The sequence below is a fragment of the Corynebacterium sp. HMSC05D08 genome (genome assembly GCF_001807215.1).
GTDB lineage: Bacteria > Actinomycetota > Actinomycetes > Mycobacteriales > Mycobacteriaceae > Corynebacterium > Corynebacterium striatum.
The window spans coordinates 72,039-98,941 of sequence record NZ_KV788294.1; the positions used below are offsets into that span (position 1 = coordinate 72,039).

Consider the following 26,903-nt stretch of genomic DNA (forward strand, 5'->3'; position numbering starts at 1 on the left):
CTTCTGTTGACAGCTTATAGCCGATTAGTTAATGACCACGATGAGGTCGCCACCTTCGACCTTGGTGGCCTGGCCGATGGCTACGCGCTCGACCTTGCCGTCCTTGGTTGCGGAGATGGAGGCTTCCATCTTCATGGCCTCGATGACGGCGACTTGGTCGCCGGCCTTGACCTCGTCGCCAGCCTTCACGGTGGCGTTGACCACGCCCGCGAACGGCGCGGCCACGTGGCCGTCGTTGGACGGGTCGGCCTTCTCCACGGTGGCCACGGAGGACTCCACGTTGTTGTCGCGGACCTTCATCGGGCGAATCTGGCCATTGACGTTGAGCACAACGTTGCGCATGCCCTTCTCATCCGGCTCGCCGAGGGCGTCGAGACGAAGCGTGATCGTCTTGAGATCCGCACGGTCGTTAGAGCCCTCCGGGAAGTAGTGGACGATGTAGTCGTTGCCCTCTTCCAAGCCGTAGAGGAAGACGGTGTCCGTGAGCGCCTCAGTGTTGCCAAAGGTGCGGCGGAACTCATTGAACTCCTCGAACTGCTTCGGGAAGAGCAGTCGGTTCAGGGACGCACGGCGCTCGTCAGAGTTGTCGGAGACCAGGTGAGCTTTCTCCTCTTCCGGTACTGGCTTGACGGAGACGTCGCCAGGCGCGCGGCCCTCAAGGACCTTGTCGCGCAGCGGTGGCCAGCCACCCGGAGGGTTACCGAGCTCACCGCGGAGGAACGCGATGACGGAATCCGGGATGTCGTACTTGGTGGGGTTGGCTTCAAAGTCGGCTGGGTCCACGCCCGCACCCACGAGGTGCAGAGCCAAGTCACCAACAACCTTGGAGGACGGGGTCACCTTGGTCGGACGGCCCAGCATCTCATTGACGGCGGCATAGGTGTCCTCGATGACCTCGAAACGGTCCTCCAAGCCAAGCGCGGTAGCCTGCGCCCGCAGGTTAGACAGCTGGCCGCCCGGAATCTCGTGGCGGTAGACACGGCCGGTCGGGCCAGGAATGCCCTTCTCAAACGGACGATAGAGCTGGCGGACAGCCTCCCAGTAAGGCTCGAGATCGGAGACGGCCTGCAGTTCGATGCCGGTGTCGCGCGAAGAGTTGGAGAACGCCGCGATGATGGCGGACAGCGAAGGCTGCGAGGTGGTGCCAGCCAGCGGTGCGGAAGCACCGTCGACGACGTCCGCGCCAGAGAGCGCCGCAGCGTAGTAGGTAGCCAGCTGGCCGCCCGCGGTGTCGTGAGTGTGGACGTGGACCGGCAGGTCGAATTCCTTGCGCAGCGCCATGACCAGCTTGGAAGCGGACTCCGGACGCAGCAGGCCAGCCATATCCTTAATGGCCAGCACGTGTGCACCGGTGTTCACGATTTCCTCAGCCAGCTTCAGGTAGTAGTCCAGCGTGTAGAGCTTCTCCCCCGGCGAGCACATGTCGCCCGAGTAGGCCATGGCAACCTCGGCCACGGTGGTGTTGGTCTCCAGGACGGCGTCGATAGCCGGGCGCATCTGGGTGACGTCGTTCAGCGCGTCAAAGATGCGGAAGACATCCACGCCGGACTTGGCGGCCTCCTGCACGAAGCTGGTGCACACATCGTTGGAGTACGGCGAATAGCCCACGGTGTTGCGGCCACGCAGCAGCATCTGGATGTTCTGGTTCGGCATTGCCTCACGCAGCAGATCCAGGCGGACCCACGGGTCCTCCTTGAGGAAGCGCATGGCGACGTCGTACGTTGCGCCGCCCCACGCCTCGACGGAGAAGAGCTCCGGGGTCATGCGCGCGACAGCCTCAGCAGCGGTGACCAAGTCGGTACCGCGCACGCGGGTGGCCAGCAGGGACTGGTGGGCGTCACGGAAGGTGGTATCGGTGACGGCCAGGGCATCCTGCTTGCGGATCTTTTCTGCCCACTTCTTCGGGCCCAGCTCCAGCAAGTCGTCGCGGGAACCGCGCGGCAACTCGGAGTTAAAGTCCAAATCCGGCAGCTTATCGAAGGGGCGCAGGATGGTCGGACGCTCGCCGTTCGGCTTATTAACGGTCACGTCAGCGATGTAGTCGATGATGCGGCCGGACTCGTCCACGGCCGGCGGAGCTTTGAGCAGATCCGGGTGCTCCGGAATGAAGCTGGTGTCCACGCGGGTGTTGACGAAGTCCGGCTCGCGCAGCAGAGCACGCAGGAAGCCGATGTTGGTGGCCACGCCGGCCACGGTGAACTCATTGAGCGCTCGCTGCGCACGTGCCACGGCTTGTTCAAAGTTGACACCGCGGCAGGTCATCTTCACCAGCAGGGAGTCAAAGTTCGGCGAGATCTCCGCGCCGACGGCCGTTGCGCCGTCGAGACGCACGCCCGCGCCGCCCGGCGAGCGGTACTGGGTCAGCGTGCCGGTATCCGGGCGGAAGCCGTTGGAGGGATCCTCGGTGGTAATACGGCACTGCAGCGCTGCGCCGGTGATGTGGATATCCTCCTGCTTCAGGCCCAGCTCCTCCAGGGAGAGGCCCGCGGCAATCTGCATCTGGGACTTCACGATGTCCACCCCCGTGACCTCCTCGGTCACGGTGTGCTCAACCTGCACACGCGGATTCATCTCGATGAAGACGTGGTTGCCCTTCTCATCGACGAGGAACTCGACGGTACCGGCGCCTTCATAGTTAATGTGCTCACAGAACTTTACGGCGTCCGCACAGATGCGGTCACGCAGCTCCGGGTCCAGGGTCGGCGCCGGGGCGATCTCGACGACCTTCTGGTGGCGACGCTGCACGGAGCAGTCGCGCTCGTACAGGTGCATGACGTTGCCCTGGGAGTCAGCCAGAATCTGCACCTCAATGTGCTGCGGGCGAATCACCGCGGTCTCAAGGTAGACGTGGCCGTCACCGAAGGCGGCCTCCGCCTCGCGGGATGCCTCCGCACACTTGGTCTTCAGTTCTGCTTCGTTCTCAATGAAGCGCATACCGCGGCCGCCACCGCCGGCAACTGCCTTTACGAAGACGGGGAACTCGAAGTCCTTGGAGTATTCCGCCAGCTCGTCGACGTCCGTCGAGGGCTTCGAGTCCTTCAGAGTCGGCAGCCCTGCTTCCTCAGCTGCAGCCACAGCGGCAGCCTTGTCGCCGGTCAGGTCGAGGGTCTCAGCCGTGGGGCCGATGAACTTGATGCCGTTGTCACGGCAGGCTCGGGCCAGATCCGCACGCTCAGAGAGGAAGCCATAGCCTGGGTAAATGGCATCCGCACCGGACTTCTTGGCGGCGCGAATCACCTCATTGATGTCCAAGTAAGCCTTGACCGGCTGGCCTTCGGTACCAATGCGCACTGCCTCATTAGCGAACGCGCGGTGGAAGGAGTTGCGGTCTTCCTTGGGGTAAATGGCGACCGTCTTGGCACCAACCTCAAAGGCCGCGCGGAAAGCACGCACGGCAATCTCACCGCGGTTGGCCACCAAGATCTTGGAGAAGGGCTTGTGGGCGGTATCAGACACTAGGAGTGGTCCTTTCAGATAGGAACAATACGAAGACAAGGATAGTGTCCGAGGCGACAACGCGGGCGAAATTCGACATATAGCTCAACAGAAATTGTTCAGTTTCTCACTAAACTCACCATGCATACCTCTAAACACCCCAACCCATATCGTTTCAGAATCAAAGCGGGCGGAACCTACCCCTCTGCCGCAAAGATATAAACCTCGTGACATACATTCTTCAGGGTTGCTATTCTTCGATAAAGTTAACAAACCAACTTCGTCTTTCACTTCTGAAGGATTCATAATGAAGACGGATACCAGCTTTAAGCTGAGGTCTCGCCACCAGCCATTCTGTTCCCGCTCAAGCCTCGGTCAACGACCTTGACGCGAGCCTCTCTGCTGCAAAGAGCTCATGAATTCAGTCACCATTTCTAACGTCCACAAGTATTTAGGCGAAGGCGCCCAGCGCACGCATGTTCTCAAAGGCACAAGCCTAGAGGTTGATGAAGGTGAGTTTCTCGGAATTTCAGGAAAGAGCGGCTCCGGCAAAACCACTCTCCTGCGCGCGGTTGCAGGTCTTCTACCTATCGATGAAGGCTCAATCTCGGTCTTCGATACCTGTGTATCCACCGCTGCTCCCAAGGAACTACTCGCCTTGCGCCGCAACACAATCGGTTTCGTCCATCAAGACGACTTATTAATGAATGAACTCACCGCGCTCGAAAATGTCATGCTTGTGCTTGCCGCAGCGGGTGTCGATGAAACGGCGGCACACAACAAGGCTTCCGAGGCATTAGCCCAGGTAGGACTAGCAGAACTTGCTCAACGATTTCCCGCAGAGATGTCGCGCGGCCAGTGTCAAAGAGTCGGAATCGCCCGAGCACTGTCTGGGAACCGGCGAATTCTCTTGGCTGATGAGCCGTCTGCTGCGCTCGATTCCGAGAACTCCCATGGCATTTTTCGACTCTTCAAAAAGCTCGCATCAACTGGCACAACCGTGATAGCAACCAGCCACGATCCCATCATGCTCGACTATTGCAGCACGGCCTACACGCTGATCGACGGCCAGATCGGGAAAGCAGCCCCGCATGCTCAATGAACTGATTACGAAAGTCGTGCATTCTTCGAAACGGTACCGCTTCGGCGCAGCGGCAATCGCAGTGTGCTTAGGATTATTCGCATTTGCTGTCTCGGCCGATCTCTTCATGACGTTGTCCCCGCAGCAGAAGGCGCAGTCAGAATTGGGAAACAACGCCGTGCGCGTGGACGTGCCTGTGTACACGCGGGCGGGCGTGGTTGAGCAGACGCTGCCACAACTTGATTCCCCAGAGCGGGGATTTACTGCCCAGCTCGAGACTTACGATCTCTATGTCGATAGCGATCCTTCAAATTCCCTTGTCTACAAGGAGTCTCACTGGGAAGATCAAGCTCCCGATTTTGGGTTGGCATTGGTTCAGGGCCATTGGCCTAGCGCTCCTGGCGAGGTAGTAGTCACCGAGGACGTGAACCTTAGTCTTGGAGAGAACACAACTGCATTCAACGGCACGCTACCTCTCCGTATCGTTGGCGTTGCATCGAATTCCTTCCACAAGCATGAAGAAGCTGTGTACGGCGCGTCGGGAACGTGGAACACCATCGACGCTGACGCTTATTCCATGACCTCCGCTTCGGTCCGGCCAATTGTTTTCGGTTCCGAAGGAAAGACTCCTGCAGCCCTCACCGAGTTCATTAGGAGTCAGATCGGGGATGCAGACCTCGTCGATCGTGCAGCGCTTGACGACGCCTTCTCGGCATCGCTTCTCACCCGAGAAAGCTTGCTCGCAACGCCGCCTTCAGGATTCGCCGATAGCTATTCCTTCTTCTTCGGCCTGTTCGCCGTTGTCATCCCATGCGCTTTGATCTTCTTCCTGTGGCGGATTACCTACCAGGTACTTCGCCCGTTGAGCCAGCGGTTTTTCGAGCTAGGAATCTCGCCCTTCCTATTGTGGAAGTCCAGCGCATTCATCCTGCTTCGTTCAGCCTTGATGTACTCCGTCGCAGGACTCGTATTGGGTGCAGGTCTGGCACAATGTGCGCGCCCTTTCATTTCTGGACTTGGAGGTTTGCCTGATCCTGGAGTCCTGATTCCATGGAAATGGTTAGTGCTTCTTCTCGCTAGCTCGCTAGCAGCACTCCTGATTGGTGCTATTGCCACCGCGCCGTCGGCTCAACCTCATCCGTTCTGGAAGGACTTCCCGACACCGACCCCATCGGCATCATTCTTACGCTGGGGTGCAGTCGTTATTGTCCTTGTCGCTGTCCTCTTCACGTTCGCTGCAGCACTGCTGGGGCCCGACGTATTCGAAACATGGGCGCCAGCGCCAACCGTGGCGATGTGCATCGTCTTTTCTCTTCTTCTCGCACGCTGTCCGCGAACCAGCCGGCCCTACACTCCAGCAGGCGTGGCCCTGAGATTTGCCGAAAAACACCGTCAACTCATTGGTACGGGTCTGGTGTTGTTGGTCCTGTGCATGGGAACCGCGGTGTTCAGTAGTTCGATGTCAGCCAGTTTTACAGCCAGTGAGAACGACAGCTTGACGTCAACAATCGCCCCAAACCAGGCACACGTTTTAAAGAAGACAGATGATGGCCTAGCTACAAACGCTGATTCCGTTCAGCACGTCGCCACTGCGTTGGGTGTGCCCGCCCCAGTTCGTATTTCTTATGTCCAAGCCACGCTGGAAATGCCCACGGAGATGTCGGGGACTTTTGGTGTACTGGGCGTCGAATCCGTTCATGACGTAGAACGGCTCTTAGACCGAGAGCTTACTGCCTCGGAAAAAGATGTCCTTGCGACCGGAGCATTGGTCCGCGATAACAGATTCATCGACCATGACCATGCTTCAATCAGCACGAGCAGAAATCCCAGTCCCACAACCCTTCCAGCGGTGAGTATCGACTTCGGACCTCACTGGGAGAAGCTGGCTGGAGGAATTATCCTCGAATCCACGGCGCAGAAACTAGATGCACCGGCAGGTAGGACACAATGGGTCTTTACGGGTCTCCAGGAAGACCAAGAAAAGCGCTTTCTTGATAGCGCTGCGCAAGCCCGTATCCCCCACGAGCTCGTACTACTGCCGCTGGTTCAAACCTCTTCGACACCGCGGGCGTTCTACATCAGTTTGGCAGCCGCGCTGCTCAGCGCGTTAGCCGTAACCTTTGTTTTCTCGCGGCAACTTGCTCGCGCTACCGAAGCAATCGAGACCACCTTCAAAGTACTTGGCCTCGATTCTTCCTGGCACCTAAGAATCGTTGTACTCACGACGGCCACACTGGCATGTACTGCGATCATTACTGGCTGTATTGCTGGAATCCTCCCGCTTGCCGGAATGGTCTACGCAATGGGAGATGGCCTCACCTTTGCTATCGATTGGAAGGCACTTCTTATTGCTGCAGGCGCAATAGCACTAGGCGCTGCAAGTGGCGTTGGCATGTCATGCCTTCGCTACGTGCAGCGCCCGTCGTCAAGCACAGCGGCTCATTAGATCTGCTTCGGCGGAACGGAGCGCTGCTCCTTGCCGTTGTAGGCAGACAGCGGGCGGATCAGGGAGTTGTTCTCGTTTTGCTCCACGATGTGGGCGGTCCAACCGGTGATGCGGGCCATCACGAAGATCGGGGTGAAGAACTCAATGTCGAAGCCCAGGATGTGGTACGCGGGGCCAGCCGGGAAGTCCAGGTTCGGCTGGATCTTGATGGAGGTGTTCTCATACATGGTCTTGGACATGTTCTCGTACATTGCAACCCACTGCTCCTGGCCATGGTCCTTAGCCAGCTCGCGGAATGCTGCCTCCATGGTCGGCACGCGGGAGTCACCGTTCTTGTAGACGCGGTGACCAAAGCCCATCACCAGTTCCTTGTTCTTGAGCTTATTGAGGGTCCACTCCTCTGCCTTGGCTGGGTCGCCAACCTCTAAGAAGTTGTGCATGACGGCCTCGTTTGCGCCACCGTGCAGCGGGCCCTTCAAAGCACCGATTGCGGCGGTCACTGCGGAGTAGGTGTCCGACATGGTCGAGGTGACCACGCGAGCCGCGAAGGTCGACGCATTGAAGGAATGCTCAGCGTAGAGGATGAGGGACTTGTCGAATGCCTCAATATCGGAGCGGGAGTTAGCCGGCGAGCCTTCCTCGTCGCCGAAGACCATCCACAGGAAGTTCTCGGCAAAGCCCTTCTTGCGGTCTGGCTCGATGTAGCCCTCGCCACGGCGGCGTCGGATGTCGAGCGCAATGATGGTCGGAATCTTGGCCATCAGCTCGAGAGCGGTGCGGCGGATGTGCTCGGAGTCCTTGGTGTACTCTTCCGGGTCCTGCGAACCGATGAAGGAGATGGCGGTACGCAGCACGTCCATCGGGTGGCAGGACTTAGGCATCGAGGTAATCAGGTCGATGAGGTGGCGGTCGATGTGACGCAGCGCCTTCTCACGAGCGGAGAAACGGACCAGTTCACCCTGGTTCGGCAGCTCGCCGTTCCACAGCAGGTAGGCCACTTCCTCGAAGGAGCAGTAGCGGGCCAGCTCCTGGACTGGGTATCCGCGGTAGGTCAGGGAGTTGGTCTCTGGGACCACCTTGGAGACTGCGGTTTCATCAACGACGACGCCGTAAAGGCCCTTGCGGATTTCTGGGGTGTTCTCGGACATGATGTTCTCCTTTTACTTGGAAAGATTGTTCTTTGCTTGGGCGGCGCTTGACGACGCCGCGGAGCGGGCGAGCCTTGCTCGCCCGGACCAGGTGTTTACTCGAAGGTGGCCTTGTAAGCGTCCTTGGAGTAGGTGAAAACGGCCTGGTCGAAGGCGTTGTACTCGTTGTAGCGAACCAACTCGTAGAGGCGAGAGCGGTGCTGCATGCGCTCAAGCCAGTCGGTCTGGATGCCGGTCTCCTGCAAGTCCCGCAGGAAATCCTCGGTCGCGCCCATAGCCACGCGGAGGGTGGACACCGGCCAGATGACCGCGTTGTAGCCCAGGTCCTCTAGCTGCTGGGCAGACAGCAGCTCGGTCTTGCCGAACTCAGTCATGTTCGCCAGCAGCGGGGTGTCCACAGCAGCGCGGAACTTCTCGAAGTCAGCCGGCGAGTAGAGAGCCTCTGTGAAAATGAGGTCCGCACCTGCATCGGCGTAGGCCTTGGCACGCTCGATGGCGTCATCGATGCCGTGGATGCCAGCAGCGTCGGTACGGGCACAGATGATGAAGTTCTCATCGCGGCGCTCGTTGACCGCAGCGGAGATGCGGCGCACCATCAGGTCGGTGGGCACGACCTCCTTACCGTCGAGGTGACCACAACGCTTCGGGTTGACCTGGTCCTCAAGGTGGCAGCCAGCCAGGCCGGCATCCTCGAGGGCGGCCACGGTGCGGGCGGCGGACATGGGCTCACCGAAACCTGTGTCGGCGTCGACAAGCACCGGCAAATCCGTGGCGCGGGCGATGTGCCCGGCGCGCTGGGCCACCTCGGTGAGCGTGGTCAGGCCAATGTCCGGCAGGCCCAGGTCGTTGGCCAGCACGGCACCGGACACGTAGACGCCGTTGAAGCCGCCAAGGTCTTGAATCAGGCGCGCGGTCAGCGGGTTGAATGCGCCCGGCAGCTTGGTGATTCCGGGGCCCTCGAGGGCGGCACGGAACTCCTCGCGCTTTTGTGCGTTGGTCTTGATGGAACCGAATAGTCCAGCCATTTAGAACAGTCCTTCCGGGGTCTTAGGTGCGGAAGCGAGTGCTTCCGGAGTGACAACGACGTTGAGCTCGCTCAGGTCGGTCAAGTTTTCCAGGTTCTGTACCGCTGCGAGGAAGCGCTCCTGCTCCTCCTCGGAGACGATGCCGGTGGCCAGGGTCTTGAACTTGTTGATGTACTCAGCGCGGCCGAATGGGCGGGCGCCAAGCGGGTGGGCGTCGGCAACAGCTGCCTCATCCTCGATGACGGTGCCGTCGGTGAATGTGATGACTGCCTTGCCACCGAATGCCTTCTCGGTGAGGTCGAGGGAGTGGTAGCGGCGGGTCCACTCTGGGTCCTCCACTGTGGAGATCTTGTGCCACAGCTCCACGGTCTCTGGGCGCTGTGCGCGCTCCGGAGCGTAGGAGTCAACGTGGTGCCAGGTGCCGTCCTCGAGGGCCACCGCGAAGATATACATGATGGAGTGGTCCAGGGTCTCGCGGGAGGCAGTTGGGTCCATCTTCTGTGGGTCATTAGCGCCGGTGCCGATAACGTAGTGGGTGTGGTGCGAGGTGTGCAGCACGATGGACTCGATGTCCTTGGTGGACTTGCCCGCATCGGCGATGGTCTGCTTCATGCGGCGTGCCAAGTCGATTGGTGCCTGTGCCTGGTACTCCGCGGAGTGCTCCTTGGTGTAGGTGTCCAGGATGGCGCGCTTTTCCTCTCCGTCGGCAGGAAGCGGCACGGTGTAGGTGCGCTCTGGGGAGTGGAGCATCCATGCAATGAAGCCGTCCTCGCCTTCCCAGATAGGAGCCGGTGCACCCTCACCGCGCATGGCGCGGTCGACGGCCTCGATGCCCATCTTGCCCGCGAATGCCGGCGCGTAGGCCTTCCAGGAGGAAATCAGGCCCTTGCGGGACTGACGGGTAGCGGTGGTGGTGTGCAGAGCCTGGCCGATTGCCTGGTAGATGGTCTCGACCGGCAGGTCGAGCATGGTGCCGATACCTGCTGCAACGGATGGGCCGAGGTGGGCCACGTGGTCAATCTTCCACTCGTGGAGGCAGATGGCCTTAACGAGGTTGACCTGGATTTCGTAGCCGGTCGCGATGCCGCGCAGGAGGGTCTTGCCATCGAGGCCCTTGTGCTGTGCCACGGCAATCATCGGCGGGATATTGTCGCCTGGGTGGGAGTACTCGGCTGCGAGGAAGGTGTCGTGGTAGTCGAGCTCGCGTACCGCGGTGCCGTTGGCCAGCGCAGCCCACTCAGCGGAGTAGTCGCCCTCGATGCCGAAAATCTTGGCGCCCTTGCCGGTGCGTGCGGCGTCGGCCGCGTGTGGGTGGCCCTCTGCGATGACGCGTGCGGAGGTCACTGGGCGGCGGGCCACGGAAGCCACTGCGACGGAGGCGTTGTCGATGATGCGGTTGATGATCATCTCCTTGGTCTCCTCCGGTACCTCAACTGGGTCGGCGGCGACCTTGGCGATCTTGTAGGCCAGGTGCTCTTCGATAGGGAAATTCTCGGCGGACTTGTGAGTGCGGACTTCGTGGTTGATCACAGGTGCTCCTTTGGGACATTTCAACGTGAGGTGCCTTGACTTCAACGTGAGGTTTCTCGCCTCACGGTGCTGCGTTTGCAAAATCACATTAATTTCCAGAACGTGTCGAGCGCCACATGTGTAAAATGTGTAAATCTGTTGTAGCTATCTTTCCGTTTTGCAAAACATGTGGAAACAGCTGCTCAAGAGCAATAAAGAGGTTGACTGGACAATGAGCAAGCACTACGCGGGGGCACGAATCCACGCGCTTCGCAAGCAACAAGGACTCACTCAAGTGGCCATGGCCAAGCAGCTGCAGCTGTCCACGAGCTACCTCAACCAGCTGGAAAATGATCAGCGCCCGCTCACCGTCACCGTCCTCATGCAGCTGTCCCAACGCTTTGGGGTGGACCCCACGTACTTCTCCGCGGACAAGGACGTGCGCACCATCACCGAGTTGCGCAGGCTATTTCCCGACGCCGGCGAGGCCACGCTTTCCGATCTCGTCACGCGTTTCCCAGAGCTGATGCCGCGCTTCCTCGAGGCCGCAGCGGCCGCACCGCAGCAGCAGGAGGGCCCATTCGAGGCGGTGCGTGACTTCTTCTACGATGCACACAACTACATCCACGCACTCGACGTCGCTGCCGAGGATCTGGCGCTGCAGTTGGGCGATCGCGTCCTGCGGCGCGGGCGCCTGGCGGCGAAGTTGCAGGAGGAGTTGGGTGTGAGCGTGCGCTTTTCCAGCCCGGTCACCCGGCGTGAGTTTCGCCCACAGACGAGGGAGTTGCACCTGCGTGCGGGACTGACGGAGTCGCAACTCGTCTTTGAGATGGCTTTGCAGTATTGCCTGTTGGCACACACTGAGCTGTGCGAGAAGCTCGTGGCGGAGCTGCCGCTTGGCGACGCCCAGCGCATCGGTACCCTTGGTCTGGCTCAATATTTCGCCGCGGCCGTGACGATGCCCTATAGCCAGTTCCTGGAGACAGCCGAGGAAACCCGCTACGACATCGACATCATCGCCGGCACCTTCGGCACCGGTTTTGAGACCACCGCGCAGCGTCTATCCACCCTGCAGCGCCCCGGCAACAAGGGCGTCCCCTTCTCGTTCATCCGCACTGACCGCGCGGGCAATATCTCCAAGCGCCAGTCCTCCACCGCGTTCCACTTCGCCCGCGGTGGCGGCTCCTGCCCGCTGTGGATAGTCCACCGCGCTTTCGAAACCCCCAACCGCATCACCCGCCAGGTGGCCTCCATGCCGGATGACCACACCTATCTGTGGATTGCACGTTTCGTGCAAGGCCAAGCCAAGGCCTGGGGTACCCCGCGTAAGGAGTTTGTGGTGGGCCTCGGCTGCGACATCTCCCAAGCCGACCGCTTGGTGTACGCGGATGCTTTGACGCTCACGGCGTCGGCAGCCACGCCGATTGGCCCCGGATGTAGCGCCTGCCCGCGCGAAAACTGCGCCCAGCGCGCTTTCCCACTAGCCAGCCGCCCGGTAAAGCTCGAGCTCAACGCCACTCCAGAGAACGCTTACCAAACCAGATAGCGCGTACGTTCGAAACGCACGGAAGCCGTGTCCAGCGCCTTTGCGAAACTGCTTGTGTTCCCAAGGTTGCACCCCAGCATTTCTCTCGCTGGGGAGGCATCCTCCTCAACTGTTTCTTTCTGGAGGTTTTCCATGACCAACTCAAACAATCCATACGCAAACCCTCTGCAGCAGCCCGGTCAACAACCCAGCCAACAACCTGGCCAACAACCAGGTTTCCCCGCCGCTGACGGTACCTACGGCGCAGGTGCTGTACCGCCACAGGAACCGAAGAAAAAGAAGAAGGGCGGCTGCTTCAAGTGGGGCGCTGGCGCCTTGGCCGTGCTCGTCATCATTGGTGTCGCTACCGGCGCTGGCGGCGACAAGGAAGACACCGCGGCAGACAATCCGACCAGCGTTGTCCCCGAAAGCAACGTTGCACAAGATTCCGATACCTCGGGTGACCTCGCCAAGCTTTCCGACGCCCTAGCAAACATGAGCGGCGACGAGGGCGACCCCAACGCTCCCGTAGAGCACCGCAACGCACTGCGCAAGGCCAACCAGTACATCAAGACCATGAACTTCTCCCAGGCCAAGCTCTACGATCAGTTGACCAGTGAGTACGGCGAGAAGTTCCCGGCCGATGCTGCGCAGTACGCCATCGATAACGTCGAGGCGGACTGGAACGCCGAGGCCCTAGGTTCCGCGAAGAACTACATCAAGACCATGGCATTTTCTAAGGCCAAGCTCTACGACCAGCTCACCAGTGACTACGGCGAGAAGTTCACTGCGGAGCAGGCGCAGTACGCTGTAGACAACGTCGAAGCCGACTGGAACGCCGAGGCCGCGGAGTCCGCGCGCAACTACCAGGACACCATGGGCATGTCCGGCGCCGCGCTGATTGACCAGCTCACCAGCGACTACGGCGAGAAGTTCACCTACGAAGAAGCCCAGCAGGCCGTAGACCAGCTGGGCATGTAGGAAGAACTTCTCGGTTCTACTCCAAGTCGTCGTGTGCCACGAGACGGCGTGCTGCCTCGGTGATGGTGCCCGACAGCGACGGGTAGACCGCGAAGGAATCAGCCAGCTGGTTTACGGTCAGCTGGTTGGTCACGGCAACGGCGACCGGCAGAATCAGCTCGGACGCGGTCGGCGCGACGATGACGCCGCCGATAACGCGGCCGGAGGTGGCGCGGCAGAACAGCTTCACGAAACCGTGGTTCAGGGAGCGCATCTTCGCGCGCGGGTTGGTGTTCAGCGGCATCGTGATGGTGCGCGCGGAAACCTCGCCAGCTTCAATCTCAGCCTGGGTAAAGCCCACGGCGGCGATCTCCGGGCGGGTGAACACCGCGGTGGCCACGGTCTTCAGGCGCAGCGGGGACACACCCTCACCGAGCGCGTGGTACATCGCGATGCGGCCCTGCATAGCCGCCACGGAAGCCAGCGGGAAGAGGTCAGAGCAGTCACCGGCTGCGTAGATGCCAGCAACGTTGGTGCGGGAGACGCGGTCGACCTTGATGTGGCCGGACTTCTGAGTAGCCACGCCCACGTACTCTAGGCCCAGGTCCTTGGTATTCGGGATGGAGCCGATGGACATGATGACGTGCGAGCCATGAATCTCGCGGCCGTCCTGCGTCTTGACCACAACATTGCCGTCCTCAGTGCGGGATACGGATTCCACGCGGCAATTCTTCTCCAGCTCCACACCGCGCTCAGCCAGCACGGTCTCGAGGACGTCGGCAGCATCGGCGTCGTCATGCGGCAGAATACGGTCGCGGGAAGCCACCATGGTTACCTTGACGCCCATCTCCGCGAAAGCGGACACGAACTCAGCACCGGTCACACCGGAACCGACCACGATGAGGTGCTCCGGCTCTTCCTTCAGGTCATAAACCTGCTGCCAGGTCAGAATGCGCTCGCCGTCCGGCTGCGCGCCCGGCAGGATACGCGGGGTGGCACCGGTTGCCACGAGCACGAGGTCTGCCTCGAGGGTTTCGGTGGAGCCATCGCTCTTGGCGACGTCGACCTTGTGCGCCGCGCCCTGCACACCATGCTGGTCCTCGCTGAAGCTCGCGCGGCCGTCGATAACGTTGACGCCGATCTTCTCCAAGCCCGCACGCACATCAGCAGACTGGTTTGCAGCCAGCGCCTGCACACGCTCGTTGAGCGCCTGCAGCTTCAGCTGCATAGAGCCGAGCTGCTCGTTGAGCCCCATGGCTTCAGCTCGACGGAAGTCGGTGCGCAGGTTTGCACCAGCAATGAAGGACTTGGAAGGAACGCAGTCCAACAGGACGGAGGAGCCACCGGGACCCTGCTCCTCTACCAGGGTAATGTCCGCTCCGTACTTGGCGCCGGCAGTCGCAGCTTCGTAGCCTGCTGGGCCGCCACCGATGATAACGATGCGCGGTGCATCCTCGATTACTGCGTCAAGCGCTTCCTTTGTCACTGTCTATTGCTCCTTTATAAAGTTTGTTAAGGACATGGGGTAAATCCTTTTGACAGTGTAGTAGTTGCGCCCCTATTCCTGCACGTTGGCGAATTGCTCCACTACGGAGCCGAAAAGCTTCACGCCTACACCGATGCAGCGCTCATCGACGTTGAGGTCCCCCATGTGCAGGTCATGCTGCTCGCCTTCGCCGGACCAGCAGCCCAAACGCGCCATGGAACCCGGAACATGCTCGAGGTACCACGAGAAGTCCTCGCCACCCGAGGACTGAGGTGCCTGCACCACGGCCTGCGGGTCGATGGCCTGTGCGGCGGAGGCCAACAATGCGGTAGAGACGTCGTCGTTAAGCACGGGCGGAACGCCGCGGTGATAAGTCAGCTCGTGTTCCACGCCCACCGGTGCCAGAACTTGGTCCACCAACTCGGAAAACAGGTTCTGCATGTCGCGCCAGATGGCGATGTCCGCGGTGCGCATCGTGCCGGTCAGCGTTCCGGACTCCGGCATCGCATTCGGCGCATAGCCCGAGTTGACTTGGCCAAAGACCAGTACGGTGCCCGTGCGCGGATCGACGCGGCGCGACAGCAACGCGGGCAACTCCGTGATGACCTTGCCCAACGCATAGACCACGTCGGCGGACAGGTGCGGACGCGAGGTGTGGCCCCCTGGCCCCTTGACCTCCAGCTCCACGACGTCCGTTGCCGAAGTAATAGCACCTGCACGCACACCGATGCGACCCACGCGCAGCTTCGGCTCTACGTGCACGGCAAAGATCGAGTTGACCCCCTCCAGCGCACCCCACTCGATAACGTCGGTGGCACCGCCTACCCAGACTTCCTCGGCAGGCTGGAAGATGATGCGCAGCCCCAACTCGAGGGAGTGTTCGCGCTGGTAGTCCGCCATTGCACAGGCAAGCCCCAAGGCGATGGTGGTGTGCACGTCGTGGCCGCAGGCATGCATGGTGCCGGGGTTCTCTGAGGTGTACTCCAATCCGGTGACCTCGGTGACCGGCAGTGCGTCAATGTCGGCGCGGAAAGCGAGGCGTCCCAGTTCCGTGTCCGGACCGATGTCCACCATGAGGCCTGTCTCGGGGAAGCGCTGCGGCTGCAGCCCGTACTCCTTGAGGGTGCGCGCGATGAAGTTGGTGGTCTCCACCTCGTTGTTGGAGGTCTCCGGGTGGCGATGGATATGACGGCGCCACGAGATAACCTCCGCGCGGTGGCTATCAAACCACGCGTTCACGAATGTCGAAATCATTGCGTACCTCCTGCACACCCACCCGCAGAACATGCGAAACCGGGGTCGTTGTCTTTCAGTGCAGTCTACAACTAGACAAAGCGGTACAGGTAGTCGCGCAGCTCATCGCTGTAATATACAGAGCGGTACGGAGCGCGGCATGTCATTTTGCTGACCTAATAGCCGCGTGGGAAACCGCGCGTGCGCGTGATCGATCCAGCACCATATCGGCCGCAGCGAAGCGACGGCGATCGATATAGGAGGCTGAGAAGGCGGCGACGTCGTCAAGCGCTGCAACGACCTCATCTCCGACCCCGCCCGGCAGCAACAATGAAGGCGGAACCTCCAGTGCATAAGCCAGCTTGAACAGCGTGGACAGCTGCGGATCGGCCCGCAGATTCAACGCTTTGTCAGTGCGCTCCAGATTGGAAATCTGACTGCGCGAGACCCCCGAGATCTCCGCGAGCGCCTTTTGCGACATGCCCCGCCGCTCGCGCGTCTCACGCAAGCGGGATGCGAAATCGTGGCCCAAGGCGGACCACCCACCAAAAGAAATGGACACGAGTCTTGACCCCCCCATTCAGACGTTCGTGGGGGCAAGCCTAGCGCACTTTAGAGGTCGATGTTGCGCGGTCCGTAGAGGCGATCGCCGGCGTCGCCCAAACCTGGGACGATGTAGGCGTCTTCGTTCAAGCTCGGGTCAATAACCGCGGTAACCAGGCGGACCGGCAGGCCGGAATTCGCCAGCGCACCCACGCCTTCCTGCGCGCAGACCATGCAGATTGCAGTAATGTCGGTGGCACCGCGATCGGCCAGCAGCTTCAAGGAGTGCAGGAGGGAGCCGCCGGTAGCGAGCATCGGGTCCACGACGAATACGGTGCGGCCGGTGAGATCCTCGGGCAGCGCCTCGAGATAAGGAACCGGCTGGTGGGTTTCCTCATTGCGGGCCATGCCGATAAAGCCCACCTGGGCATCCGGAATCATGGCTAGAGCTGGGTCGATCATGCCCAGGCCCGCACGGATGATGGGGACGATGATGGGCGGGTCCAGAAGGCGGGTGCCCTGTGCAGTATCGACAGGAGTGACGCAGTCGAAGTGCTCGACGGCGAGGTCACGGGCTGCTTCATAAACGAGCATGGTGCCCAGGTCCTTGAGGGCGGCGCGGAAGGCAGAGTTGTTGCTGCGAGCATCGCGCATGATGGTCAGGCGGGAGGCGGCAAGGGGGTGATCTACTACGTGGATGTCCATGGTTTCCTACTCTATCCCCTCCCCTGCCGGTTCTGGTATCTAAACGTTTCCCCCGCCCCTGCAATGGGCAATACTTTTCTCGTTGGTGAGGGAACCGCGGGCGCTTTTGCCCAGTCCAATAAGGCATGACAACTTTTAAGATTGATACTGAGTTCACCCGCCATCTTGCCCGCGAGCTTTATGACGCTGCCCAGGGCACCACTCCACCACTGCCCCAGATTCCAGAGGGAACGCTTTCCGCTTTTGGTTCCGCTTTGTGCGCAGCCTTGCGCAACGTCGGGGCGCGGACGGAGAGTCTGCGTACTGACATGGAAATGGTTGCTGACGCGTCTTTCGCCATGGCACAGGAGGCAGAATCTACTGATTCTGGCCTAGCGGCCGGATTGGGAGGTGTGCTCTCGTGATTGAGGCAGCGGTCAAACAGATTTCCCAGATGGCACCGCCCGCGCTCCCAGCGGTGGGCCTGCCGCAGTTGCCGGATCTGAGCACCATCGGCCCCTTGGCGGACATCGTACACGGCGATCCGAGCAAGCTTCTCGACGCCGCCGGTGTCCTCGCCGCTGATCGCCACACCATCGACGCCGCGGTGGCCAAGGCCCGCACGCTCATCCAGGCCACAGGCCAGGACCTCATCGGTATTGGATTGCAGCTGCTCACCCAAGCCGCACCCCTGGCGCTTGGGCTCTTGGTTCCAAACCCAGCAGTGCAGGCAGCTGCACGAGCACGCCTGCACGGTCTCATTACAGAACACTTGGCCAACGCTTTTGCCCGCGTCAAACAATTGCTGGCAGAACTGGTCGCTGTGGCGAGGCCGTTGCTACCCATCGCGCAGCGCGCCATCGAACCCACGGTAAAAGGACGCGCAGAAGGAACCGGGAACGAGCTTTCGCCTTCTAAGACTCCAGAGCCCCACGCAATTTCAGCGAAACACTCCACGGCCATCGGCGGCGATGAGTCCAGTGGGTCGGCACAGGGGCGGGCCGCGGTGGCCGCCGCGATGAGCAAGCTCGGTACTCCCTATGTATGGGGCGGCACGGGCAATGGCGGCTTCGATTGCTCTGGGCTTACCCAATGGGCGTGGCGCCAGGCCGGAGTGGAGATCCCGCGCACCGCCGAGTCCCAGACCGTAGGCAGGCAGGTCAGCGCCGACGAGCTACAGCCCGGTGACCTCGTGGTGTGGGATGGCCACGTGGCCATGTACAAGGGAGGCGGCGAAATGATCGAGGCTGGTAGCCCCGTGGAAACCAGCCCATTGCGCACCACCAACATGGGCATGGCATTCAAGGGGTTCTGGCGCCCCACCGGCTAGCACGCTCTTATGCGGATTTAATAAATGGGTAAGTTAGACTGTCTACCCATGAGCACCCGCGCAATCATTCCAGTCCAGCTCTCCTTGACCGAGGGCGATTTTTACACCCTGTGGGCACCAAAGTGGCGTCAGAATGGCTCCGAGTGGCAGGCATTCTTGGGCGACGAAGAATCCGTCCTCGCTTTCAACTCCGCAGCAGAAATGCTGTGCTTCTTAGAGTCCGGTAAGCACCACGACTTGGTCGACCACCCCAAGTGGGCCGATTTCCGCGCCCAAGGCGAGGATCGCATCACGCCAGCAAAAAAGGATCACTTCGACCTCGTCGGCATGCCTTCCCATCTGGCGGGCCGCCCGAGCCACGAGAACGTCACCGCTGTTGCCCGCAACCTGGGGATCGCCGAGGCGCTCGCCAACGTCGCCGGCGCGCAGCACACCGTAATCTTCTTCGCGTCTCACTCCATCCTGCGCAACGTCACCCGCGGCGCCAGCCACTACGCCGGGGACCAAGGCATGAGCGAGTGGTCCGGCGTGGGCCGCGTGGTCCTGGCGAACTGGAAGGGCGTCATTGAGGACCTCGACAAGCAGGTCAAGGTCGTCGACTCCTCCGAGTTCGATTCCGCGCAGGTCAAGGATGCCGAAGAGCGCATCGCCGCCGCCACCGCGGCTGCCGAAAAGGCCCGCAAGGAGGCCGAGGAAGAGCGCAAGGCTGCGTCCGCTGCCGCCGACCCTTATGACAACTCCCCGTGGGCCACTGCTGGCATCGACCCAGTAAAGATCACCGCGGACATGAAGTCCGTGTACACCCTGCGCACCTACCTCGATGGCAAGCCTGTCTTCTTGGGCAAGTGGGGCGAGATTTACACCTTCAACTCCCTGAAGACGCTCGTGCGCTGGATCATGGAAAATGACGACCACGATCTCGCCCGCGTTTCCACCTGGGAAGAGCTCGTCTCAGCAGCTAACGCCGGCGAGCTGAAGGCCAGCGTTCACCCAGACAACCAGTACACCTTCAACGGCATCGTGCGCGATATCGAGAAGGGCCCGGAGGCCGTCGATGCTGACCAGATGGGCCGCTGCTACGAGGTGTGTGCCGACGCCGCAGACTGGGCTGGCGACGACTCCATCAACTCCTACATGCTGGAAAACCCCCGCTTCCAGGACTACCTGGGCTATATGCTGGGCTCCACCGAGCACGCTGGCTACATCCCCTCCAAGCCTTATAACCACCACGCCGAGGCATGGAAGGGCCTGGAGGAGATGCTCATCAAGCGCTTCTCCCGCTTCTAAAGAGCCTCCAGGGTGCGGCGAAGGGCGGCGATGAGGTCGTCAACAAGTGCCCGCGAAGCCCGGGCTTTCGGCCGAATGTGGTCGAAGCCGTGGTACGCGCCCTCATAAACCTGAACGTCCACCGGCACGCCCGCTTCCTGCAGGGCGTCCGCGTGGGCTTTTGCTTCGTCATAGAACAAATCCAACGAGCCCACGCCGATCCACGTCGGCGGCAGCCCCCGCAAATCCGCACGGGTCGCCGGCGAAGCATATGGCGCAATCTCCTCCTCCAGATGGTCCGCGCCCAGGTACTTCGACCATGCGCCACGGTTGGAGTTCGGCGTCCAAATGAACTCTCCCCTGCCGGACTGTGCGCGCAGGGTGCGGTGGTCAATCATCGGGTACACGAGTCCCTGGAACACCACGGGGTGGCCCTCATCGAGTGCGCGCTGGACGACGCCCGCCGCCAGCCCACCGCCCGCACTGTCCCCGGCCACTGCGATGCGCTGCTTGTCGACGCCCACCTCTTCCGCATGCTCTTGCAGCCACCGCAGGGCGGCATAGCACTCGTCATGGTCGGCCGGGAAAGGTGCCGCGGTGGACTTGCGGTAGCTCGGAGCCAACACCACCGCCCCCAGCTCGTCCGCGATGCGAGAGTTCTGCGGATCGTAGAACCCCGGGCTACCGATGAGGTGGCCACCGCCGTGCGTCCACAGCAGCGCTGGCGCGCCCGGCTTTTGGTTGCGCGGGGCCAGCAGACGGGCGCTGAACTTCTGCCCTTCGAACTCGCCATGGATTACGCGGACGTCGACGTCGCGCTCCACGGCACGGATGTAGTCGTGGTTAGCAATGAGCTTGCTGATTGCCACGAATCCTCCGTCCGGAAGGAGATGCATGGGCAGGTACAGCGCAGGATGGCGCAGCTCCGGCGAAACCTCCTTCATGACTTTGTGGCGGTTCCACGCGTAATAGGCACACCCCGCTGCCAAACCGATGGCAAAGCCGATTCCGGTTCGCCAGGCACGCATTTAGTTCTCCTCTGCTTCCTCAGCCAGTGACTCCTCGGTATCCGGCCCGGCCATCTCTGGGTCAGAGAACTCCTCATAAGCCGGCAAGATGACGGTCTCGATCAGGTGCTGGCGCTCCTCCTCCGTGCTGAAGGAGTTCTCCAGTGCCTTCACAGTGAGGTCGAAGAACTCTTCGAGTCCGTAGCCAAAGTGCTCGTTCAGCGCCAAGAACACCACGTTGAGGTTGCCCTCGCTAGCGCTACCTGCTGTGACCGCGCAGGTAAAACCGAGCTGCTGCAGAAGGGGCAGCGGGTGATCGCTGATCTCCTCGAAGGACAAAGGCTCGAAGGTAGCAGCCAGGTGGCGGTCACGAATCCATGCGGAGACCGTGCCCGGCTGGATGCCATCGAGGTCGGCGGTGAAGTCGTCGGGAAGCTGCGTCGCGTGCGCCAAGCGGGTGGCACCTGCTTGCACCGCCGCGGCCACGGCCTCGAACTCGAGGTCTCGCACGTCCACAACGAAGGGCACAAAATTCACGCGCAGATCAGCCACTACGTGTGGCTCGGTCTCGCCCTCGAGCACAAAGCCCACGACCCTAGAGCCCTTGCGGGCGCTGGCTGCCTGTGGCGCGCTGGTGAGCAGGAGCCGGGCATCAATTCCCGGTACCTCCAGGCCCGCGATGGCTGCCTCGAGGGCAGTCTCTGCCCCAAAGTCGAAGGCCTGCGGGTCGAAGCGAATCTCGGCATACACCACGTTTGCAGAGGCCAACTCCTCCACCGCCTGGGTCATCGCTGCGGTCAGGGCAGCGCTATCTGCCGGTACCTGCTGCGGCGCAAAGACCGCGTCGAGCTCGACCTTGGGCAGCTGTGCCACCAGCTCCGGCACGGAATCTTTGTTTTCTGGGCTAATTAATGGTGCGTCATGCATAAGGAACATCCTAGGCACGGGCTTAAGATGTGTCATGTTATGAAAAACTTCATCGCTACTGCCCTCGCCTCGGCCTGCCTCGTTGCCAGCACCCCGCTTGCATTGGCTCAGGACACCGAGCCCACGCCGGGCGACGCCGCAGAAATGAGCGCGGAGGCAGAGTCTTCCTCCATCCGTAGGGAAGCGCCCAATACCGATAACTGCCCCCACGCACTCAGGCCCGCCGAACCGGTGTCCACCTCCGAGCGCCTCGCCCCCGGCCAGCCCACGCCGACGCCGCTGCCCGCCGTGGAGTCATCTGAAAGCTGCGGCGTCACCGCGCCCCATGGCTTTGAGGTCAACAAGGACGTCGTCGCCTCCGCGTGGATGGTCAGCGACATCGACACCGGCGAAATCATCGCGATGAAGGACCCCAACGGCCGCTACCGCCCAGCATCAATCATCAAGGCGTTGCTGGCGCTCGTGGTCATCGACGAGGTTCCGCTCGACAAGAAGGTCAAGGCCACCATGAAGGACGCCTCCATCGAAGGCTCCGCCGTGGGCATCGGCCCGGACGGCGAATACACCGTCGAGCAGCTCCTACAGGGCCTGCTCATGGCATCCGGCAACGACGCCGCACACGCCCTTGCGGGCCAGCTTGGCGGCGACGAGGAAGCGTCCAAGAAGGTCAACGCCCTCGCGAAGAAGCTCGGCACCCGCTCCACCCGCGCCGCCAGCTACTCTGGCCTCGACTCCGCAGGCATGTCCACGTCCGCGGAAGATATCTCCATCATTTACCGCGCTGCATTCCGCAACAAGACCTTTGCCCGCATCGTGGACACAGAACACGTCGAGTTCCCCGGCTGGGGCGAGCTGCCCGGTTACGAGCTGTGGAACGATAACGGCCTCTTCCTCAACGATCCAGACGGCATCGGCGGCAAGACCGGCTACACCGAGGACGCCCACCACACGTTCGTCGGCGCACTCGACCGCGGCGGCCGCCGCCTTCAGGCAGTCATCCTCGACACCACCGTCGAGCACGGCTTCCGCGCCTGGCAGCAGGCACAGATGCTGCTAGACGAAGCCTACAAGGTAAAGCCAGGCGAGGGAGTGGGCACGCTTTCCGACGCCGCCGCCCCCACTAGCAACACCTCTACCGCGACGAAGACAAAAGAGCCTGCACCGACGACGTCGCCAAGCGCATCTGCCCATAAAAAATCAGCCCTCGAGGGAATCGAAGGCTGGGCTGGCTGGGCCGTGGCCGCAATTGTGGCCCTGCTAGTTATCGTTAGCGCTGCTTTTTCACTACTTCGGCGTTAGCAAGCTTGTCATGCGCGCCAAGTAGGCCGTTTTCCTGCTTGATAGAGGTGGCGTAGAAGATAGCGGCGAAGAAGCTCACCACACTGCCCAGACCCGGAACGATGGTGATGGCGCGCCACCACTGACGCTTCAGCGACTGAACCCAGCTGAGTTTTTCGCCCGTGGTGGAATCGCGAACCTCGTAGCCCATAAGTTTCTTCACTGGGGTTCCGCCGAGAACCACCTCGAAGCCTACGCAATAGAGAATGGCACACAGCCCCATCAAAAACGAGGCAGAAAAAGTCGAGGTATCGGTGGCGAAAGCCAGCACCGGCGAGCTGATGATGCTGCAGACGAAGATGTCCGCGATAGCCATGATGGCGCGGGTGCTGGCCAAAGGGCGCTCCTGCGCGGAGGCTGCCGGGGTATAAGGGCTTGCCAGCGGCGCTGGCACAGAGGCTTGGTTGGGCTGTGCGAAGGGATCGAACGGTGACTGCTTGGCCTGTGCAGTCGGTGCGAATCCGTACTGCTGCTGATTGGGCTGCTGGAAGCTGTGCTGAACATTGAAGGGCCACTCCCCATAAGCCGCTAGCTCGCTCAGCTGCGGCCACGTTGGGCGCAGCTGATCCTCGAGTCCCTGATCATAAGTCGCACGAATCTCTGGCGAAGACAAAATGGTGTGCGCAATCTGCGCTTCCTGACGGCGATCATCGCCGATTTCAAACCCCATCTGCTCCAGACGTGCATCCTTCGCCGCCAATAAAATTCCCAGCTCACGGGAGGTGCTGCGGCGGTCAAGGTCGAAGTGCTCATACAGGTCTGGGGCAAAGGAATCTGGGGTCATGGCAAGCAGTCTAAGTCAGGGATCGGAAACTATTTGAACTACGGGGAATGCTACTTACGGCGCAGCAGCGCAGCAACGCCCGCGGCGGCTGCACCAAGTACGGCGCCCGCGCCCAAGGTCACACCGGTGGACGGGCCAGATTTGACCTCGTTGCGCACGCGGATGACGGCCGGCTCCGGCACTGGCGGCTCAGCAAGCTCCATGGATTCCTCGGTGGTTGCAGTCCACGCGGAGACGTACAGAACAACGCGCCAGATTAGGTACATCACGACCATAAGCACGATGACTGGACCGAATACCGCACCGGCCGGGTTGCCCGAAGCTGAGGACATGATAACGGTGGACAGCTGCTTGATGGCCTCGAAGGCCACCGCGCCGATAGCTGCGCCCTTCAGTCCTGACTTGGTCGGCACGTCGGTGCGCGGCAGGAAGACAATCATCCACCAGAACACCAGGAAGTTGGCCACCAAGCCGATCACGATGCCGGCCAAGACCAGCACTGCATCCATCCCAGGGAAGGACTCAATGCCGACCCACTCGAAGACCTTCTGAGTTAGTCCAGAGGAACCCGCAGCGGTCACACCGAAGGCGATGAGCAGCGCCACCAGCAGGCCGATGAGGGCCAGCAGGTCGCTGAGCTTCTGCGTAAAGAAGTTGCCCTGGGTCTCGTTTGGGTCCTTATCCCACATCGCGGAGATGCCGATGCGCAGGTTATTCATCCAGCCCAGGCCGGACCACAGGGTGGTCAAACCACCGATGCCGTACATAGCGCCGCGCTGGGCGATGGCGGTCTCAAGGAGCTCATTGAGGGTGTCGCCCAAGTCGCCGGACACGGAGTTCGCGATCTGGTCCTGCACTTGCTGCATGAGGTCCGGGCGGGTGGCCAAAACCGTGGCCGCACCGGCGACCGCAAGCATAAACAGTGGGAAGATTGCCAGCACTGAGAAGTAGGTAATGCCGGCGGAAAACTGGTTGCCGCCCTGCTCGCCATAGCGCCCCAGCATGCGCATGATGTGGTCAACGAAGGGGGATCTCTCTCTCACCTTGTCCACAGGACCCGGATCATCGGCGTGTGCGCGCTCGATGCCGTAATCGTCCGTTTTTGATTGATCTGTCTGAGTGGAGGTAGCCACGGGCAGTCGGTCCTTTACAAAATTTCACTAATAAGTCACTAATAAGTTCGGACTACCCAGGTTAGCGTGACTACGCACCACCGTGCAGATTACTTACGCAGGCGGGGGAGGAAACCAACCGCCTTGTAGACCTTTTCCACGAGCGGTTCCGCAACCTCAGAAGCTCGCTCAGCGCCCTGCGCAAGCAGTCGCTCCAGCTCACCGCGGTCAGCCATGAGCTCGTCATAGCGTGCCTTGAGCGGCGCGGTGAAGGCCTCCAGAGCATCGGCGGTGTCCACCTTCAGGTGGCCGTAGCCCTTGCCCTCGTACTTGGCCACAACGTCGTCGATCTTCTCACCCGTCAGCGCGGACTGGATGGCCAAAAGGTTGGACACGCCCGGCTGTGTCTCGCGGTCGAAAGCCACCACACCAAGGTCATCGGTCACAGCGGACTTGATGCGCTTGGCCGAGGTCTTCGGCTCATCGAGCAGGTTGATGATGCCCTTCGGGTTGGCGCCCGACTTCGACATCTTGGCAGTCGGCTCCTGCAGGTCATAAATCTTGGCCGAGTCCTCCGGAATGAACGGCTCCGGAACGCGGAACGTCTCGCCGTACTTATTGTTGAAACGCTCCGCGAGGTTGCGGGTCAGCTCCAAGTGCTGACGCTGGTCCTCACCCACCGGCACGTAATGCGGGGAGTACAAGAGGATATCCGCCGCCATGAGCATCGGGTAAGTAAACAGACCAACAGTGGTGCGGTCAGTACCCTGTTTAGCGGACTTGTCCTTGAACTGCGTCATGCGGGAGGCCTCACCAAAGCCGGTCAGGCACTGCAGGACCCAGGTCAACTCAGTGTGGGCCGGGACGTGGGACTGCACGAACAGCGTGGACTTCTCAGGGTCAATGCCCAGTGCGATGAGCTGTGCGGCACCAGCAACGGTACGGTTGCGCAGCTCCTCTGGGTTCTGCTCCACGGTGATGGCGTGCAGGTCCGGGATGAAGTAAAACGCGTCATAATCGTTCTGCAGATCAATCCACTGCTTGAGCGCTCCCAAGTAGTTTCCCAGGTGGTAGGAATCTGCCGTGGGTTGAATACCGGAAAGTACGCGGGAGATGTTCTGCTCAGTCATGGTTGACTAGTCTACCCTCGTGGCACGCCTGCCAAGTGGTTGGCTGCGCCAAGGTGCTGCACGGCATCATCGATGATGGAAACCAAGCGCACTCCCCTACTCACGTGCGGAGTCCAGTTGGTGTCGACGATGTCGTCGAGAGCAGCGTCGGAAAGCGTGGCGCAATAGTCGCCCGCGCCTCCTCCGGGATCTGCCCATAGCCCATTGAATCCGGCAGCGCGATGTCAAAGCGCTCCCATGCCTCGGGCTCACCAATCAGGGCAGCGAGCTGAATGTCCGCCATGCGGCCGGAATGCCACAGCAACCAAGCAGTCGTTCTCATAGAGAGCCACAGCATCGCGTCTGAACTGTTCGGAGTACCTGGACATGATGGTAGATTACCTTTCTTCCCAACCCAACCGGGCTGGATATCAGGTGTCTACCTAACGGGGGCCAGGTCCAGAAGGCCTTGAAGAAAAAGCCCACCAGCAGACAACAGTTCGAAGATCTTGTAGTCATTGTCTACAACATGAGAAACAGGTGCTCTCACCACGAATCAATCGTCCACCAACGCAATATCCCCCGTGAAGTCGCACATCTCAACGCCGTTGACAACGCCATCCACATGGTGGCGAGTTTCATTGATCCTCGCGCCGCGACATGGATCAAAGGCAATTCCCGGGTCCCCACTGTACGAGCACAACGACCTTAGTCGTCTGCCGCAACACTGAGGTAGGAAATTAGGAATGTCATCGACGTTGGTGTGTAGCTGGGAGTCGTCGGCATCGAACGTGACGCTATCGTCCTCGACGATTCAGGCGACTACCGTAAACTCTCTGAAAGCAAGCAAGCTGAAGTCGACGTCCATAACAACAACGCCGGGCGCCTGACAAGCGAAATGGCTGCGTTGGAAAAAATCCGTATGAAGTGCCCCAGGTTTTGTTCCGTTTGAGTA

22 protein-coding genes are annotated in these 26,903 nt (G+C 61.0%); 8 read left to right on the plus strand and 14 right to left on the minus strand.

What is annotated here, in order from left to right; genetic code table 11:
* Positions 1-24: 24 nt before the first annotated feature.
* Complete coding sequence (locus HMPREF3148_RS01915; RefSeq protein ID WP_070508606.1) at positions 25-3,456, minus strand: pyruvate carboxylase; 3,432 nt, start codon at positions 3,454-3,456, stop codon at positions 25-27.
* Positions 3,457-3,850: 394 nt separating this feature from the next.
* Between HMPREF3148_RS01915 and HMPREF3148_RS01920 the strand changes: the two genes are divergently transcribed.
* Positions 3,851-4,537: an ABC transporter ATP-binding protein gene (locus tag HMPREF3148_RS01920; RefSeq protein WP_049147326.1), complete on the plus strand. Its 687-nt coding sequence runs from the start codon at positions 3,851-3,853 to the stop codon at positions 4,535-4,537.
* Complete coding sequence (locus HMPREF3148_RS01925) at positions 4,527-6,962, plus strand: hypothetical protein (RefSeq protein WP_049147324.1); 2,436 nt, start codon at positions 4,527-4,529, stop codon at positions 6,960-6,962. Before HMPREF3148_RS01920 ends, HMPREF3148_RS01925 begins: the two co-directional genes overlap by 11 nt.
* Here the strand turns inward: HMPREF3148_RS01925 and HMPREF3148_RS01930 are convergent.
* The 3 genes from HMPREF3148_RS01930 to prpD form a co-directional block, all read right to left on the minus strand.
* A complete protein-coding gene (locus tag HMPREF3148_RS01930) occupies positions 6,959-8,110 on the minus strand; it encodes a bifunctional 2-methylcitrate synthase/citrate synthase (RefSeq protein ID WP_049064154.1) in 1,152 nt (383 codons plus the stop codon). The two genes, HMPREF3148_RS01925 and HMPREF3148_RS01930, sit on opposite strands and share 4 nt — an antisense overlap.
* 95 nt (positions 8,111-8,205) lie before the next feature.
* Entirely contained in the window at positions 8,206-9,135 is a 930-nt protein-coding gene (prpB, locus tag HMPREF3148_RS01935) for a methylisocitrate lyase (protein WP_005528003.1), read from the minus strand.
* Complete coding sequence (gene prpD, locus HMPREF3148_RS01940; RefSeq protein WP_049147322.1) at positions 9,136-10,665, minus strand: 2-methylcitrate dehydratase PrpD; 1,530 nt, start codon at positions 10,663-10,665, stop codon at positions 9,136-9,138.
* Between the two features lie 211 nt (positions 10,666-10,876).
* On the opposite strand from prpD, the gene HMPREF3148_RS01945 reads away from it, so the two are divergent.
* Both HMPREF3148_RS01945 and HMPREF3148_RS01950 read left to right on the plus strand, forming a co-directional pair.
* A complete protein-coding gene (locus tag HMPREF3148_RS01945) occupies positions 10,877-12,190 on the plus strand; it encodes a short-chain fatty acyl-CoA regulator family protein (protein ID WP_049147320.1) in 1,314 nt (437 codons plus the stop codon).
* A 132-nt stretch (positions 12,191-12,322) separates the two neighbouring features.
* Positions 12,323-13,150, plus strand: coding sequence for an Ltp family lipoprotein (locus tag HMPREF3148_RS01950; protein WP_005527997.1), 828 nt, complete (start codon positions 12,323-12,325; stop codon positions 13,148-13,150).
* Positions 13,151-13,166: 16 nt separating this feature from the next.
* Here the strand turns inward: HMPREF3148_RS01950 and HMPREF3148_RS01955 are convergent, their stop codons facing one another.
* From HMPREF3148_RS01955 to upp, 4 genes are all read right to left on the minus strand, one after another.
* Positions 13,167-14,615 carry an NAD(P)H-quinone dehydrogenase gene (locus HMPREF3148_RS01955; protein WP_236592667.1) on the minus strand — a complete coding sequence of 483 codons (1,449 nt, stop codon included), beginning with the start codon at positions 14,613-14,615 and terminating at the stop codon, positions 13,167-13,169.
* Positions 14,616-14,687: 72 nt separating this feature from the next.
* Complete coding sequence (locus HMPREF3148_RS01960; protein ID WP_046646543.1) at positions 14,688-15,869, minus strand: amidohydrolase; 1,182 nt, start codon at positions 15,867-15,869, stop codon at positions 14,688-14,690.
* A gap of 142 nt (positions 15,870-16,011) precedes the next feature.
* A complete protein-coding gene (locus HMPREF3148_RS01965; RefSeq protein ID WP_065429169.1) occupies positions 16,012-16,410 on the minus strand; it encodes a helix-turn-helix domain-containing protein in 399 nt (132 codons plus the stop codon).
* A 50-nt stretch (positions 16,411-16,460) separates the two neighbouring features.
* Entirely contained in the window at positions 16,461-17,096 is a 636-nt protein-coding gene (gene upp, locus HMPREF3148_RS01970) for a uracil phosphoribosyltransferase (protein ID WP_049147316.1), read from the minus strand.
* 125 nt (positions 17,097-17,221) lie between these two features.
* Between upp and HMPREF3148_RS01975 the strand changes: the two genes are divergently transcribed.
* The 3 genes from HMPREF3148_RS01975 to HMPREF3148_RS01985 are packed head-to-tail and all read left to right on the plus strand — an operon-like array spanning position 17,222 to position 19,692.
* Positions 17,222-17,500 (plus strand): hypothetical protein, encoded by a 279-nt coding sequence (locus HMPREF3148_RS01975; protein WP_005527987.1) that lies wholly within the window; start codon positions 17,222-17,224, stop codon positions 17,498-17,500.
* A complete protein-coding gene (locus HMPREF3148_RS01980) occupies positions 17,497-18,405 on the plus strand; it encodes a C40 family peptidase (protein WP_049064159.1) in 909 nt (302 codons plus the stop codon). The genes HMPREF3148_RS01975 and HMPREF3148_RS01980 overlap by 4 nt, the downstream gene beginning before the upstream one ends.
* Before the next feature lie 48 nt (positions 18,406-18,453).
* Positions 18,454-19,692 (plus strand): hypothetical protein, encoded by a 1,239-nt coding sequence (locus HMPREF3148_RS01985; protein ID WP_049147314.1) that lies wholly within the window; start codon positions 18,454-18,456, stop codon positions 19,690-19,692.
* Here HMPREF3148_RS01985 and HMPREF3148_RS01990 read toward each other — a convergent pair.
* Entirely contained in the window at positions 19,689-20,699 is a 1,011-nt protein-coding gene (locus HMPREF3148_RS01990; RefSeq protein ID WP_070508607.1) for an alpha/beta hydrolase, read from the minus strand. The two genes, HMPREF3148_RS01985 and HMPREF3148_RS01990, sit on opposite strands and share 4 nt — an antisense overlap.
* Entirely contained in the window at positions 20,700-21,605 is a 906-nt protein-coding gene (locus HMPREF3148_RS01995; protein WP_306496866.1) for an amidohydrolase family protein, read from the minus strand.
* A 39-nt stretch (positions 21,606-21,644) separates the two neighbouring features.
* Here HMPREF3148_RS01995 and HMPREF3148_RS02000 point away from each other — a divergent pair, with 39 nt between their 5' ends.
* On the plus strand, positions 21,645-22,904 hold the full coding sequence (locus HMPREF3148_RS02000; RefSeq protein WP_049147308.1) for a D-alanyl-D-alanine carboxypeptidase family protein: 1,260 nt from the start codon (positions 21,645-21,647) through the stop codon (positions 22,902-22,904).
* On the opposite strand, the gene HMPREF3148_RS02005 is transcribed toward HMPREF3148_RS02000, so the two are convergent.
* The 4 genes from HMPREF3148_RS02005 to HMPREF3148_RS13020 form a co-directional block, all read right to left on the minus strand.
* The gene (locus HMPREF3148_RS02005) at positions 22,873-23,727 is read right to left on the minus strand and encodes an RDD family protein (protein WP_049147306.1); all 855 of its coding nucleotides are present in this window, start codon (positions 23,725-23,727) and stop codon (positions 22,873-22,875) included. The genes HMPREF3148_RS02000 and HMPREF3148_RS02005 overlap by 32 nt on opposite strands.
* Positions 23,728-23,777: 50 nt before the next feature.
* A complete protein-coding gene (locus HMPREF3148_RS02010; RefSeq protein ID WP_049147304.1) occupies positions 23,778-24,860 on the minus strand; it encodes a YhjD/YihY/BrkB family envelope integrity protein in 1,083 nt (360 codons plus the stop codon).
* An 89-nt stretch (positions 24,861-24,949) separates the two neighbouring features.
* On the minus strand, positions 24,950-25,969 hold the full coding sequence (gene trpS, locus HMPREF3148_RS02015) for a tryptophan--tRNA ligase (protein WP_049147302.1): 1,020 nt from the start codon (positions 25,967-25,969) through the stop codon (positions 24,950-24,952).
* 100 nt (positions 25,970-26,069) lie between these two features.
* The gene (locus HMPREF3148_RS13020) at positions 26,070-26,291 is read right to left on the minus strand and encodes a hypothetical protein (RefSeq protein WP_236081487.1); all 222 of its coding nucleotides are present in this window, start codon (positions 26,289-26,291) and stop codon (positions 26,070-26,072) included.
* Positions 26,292-26,903 lie beyond the last annotated feature (612 nt).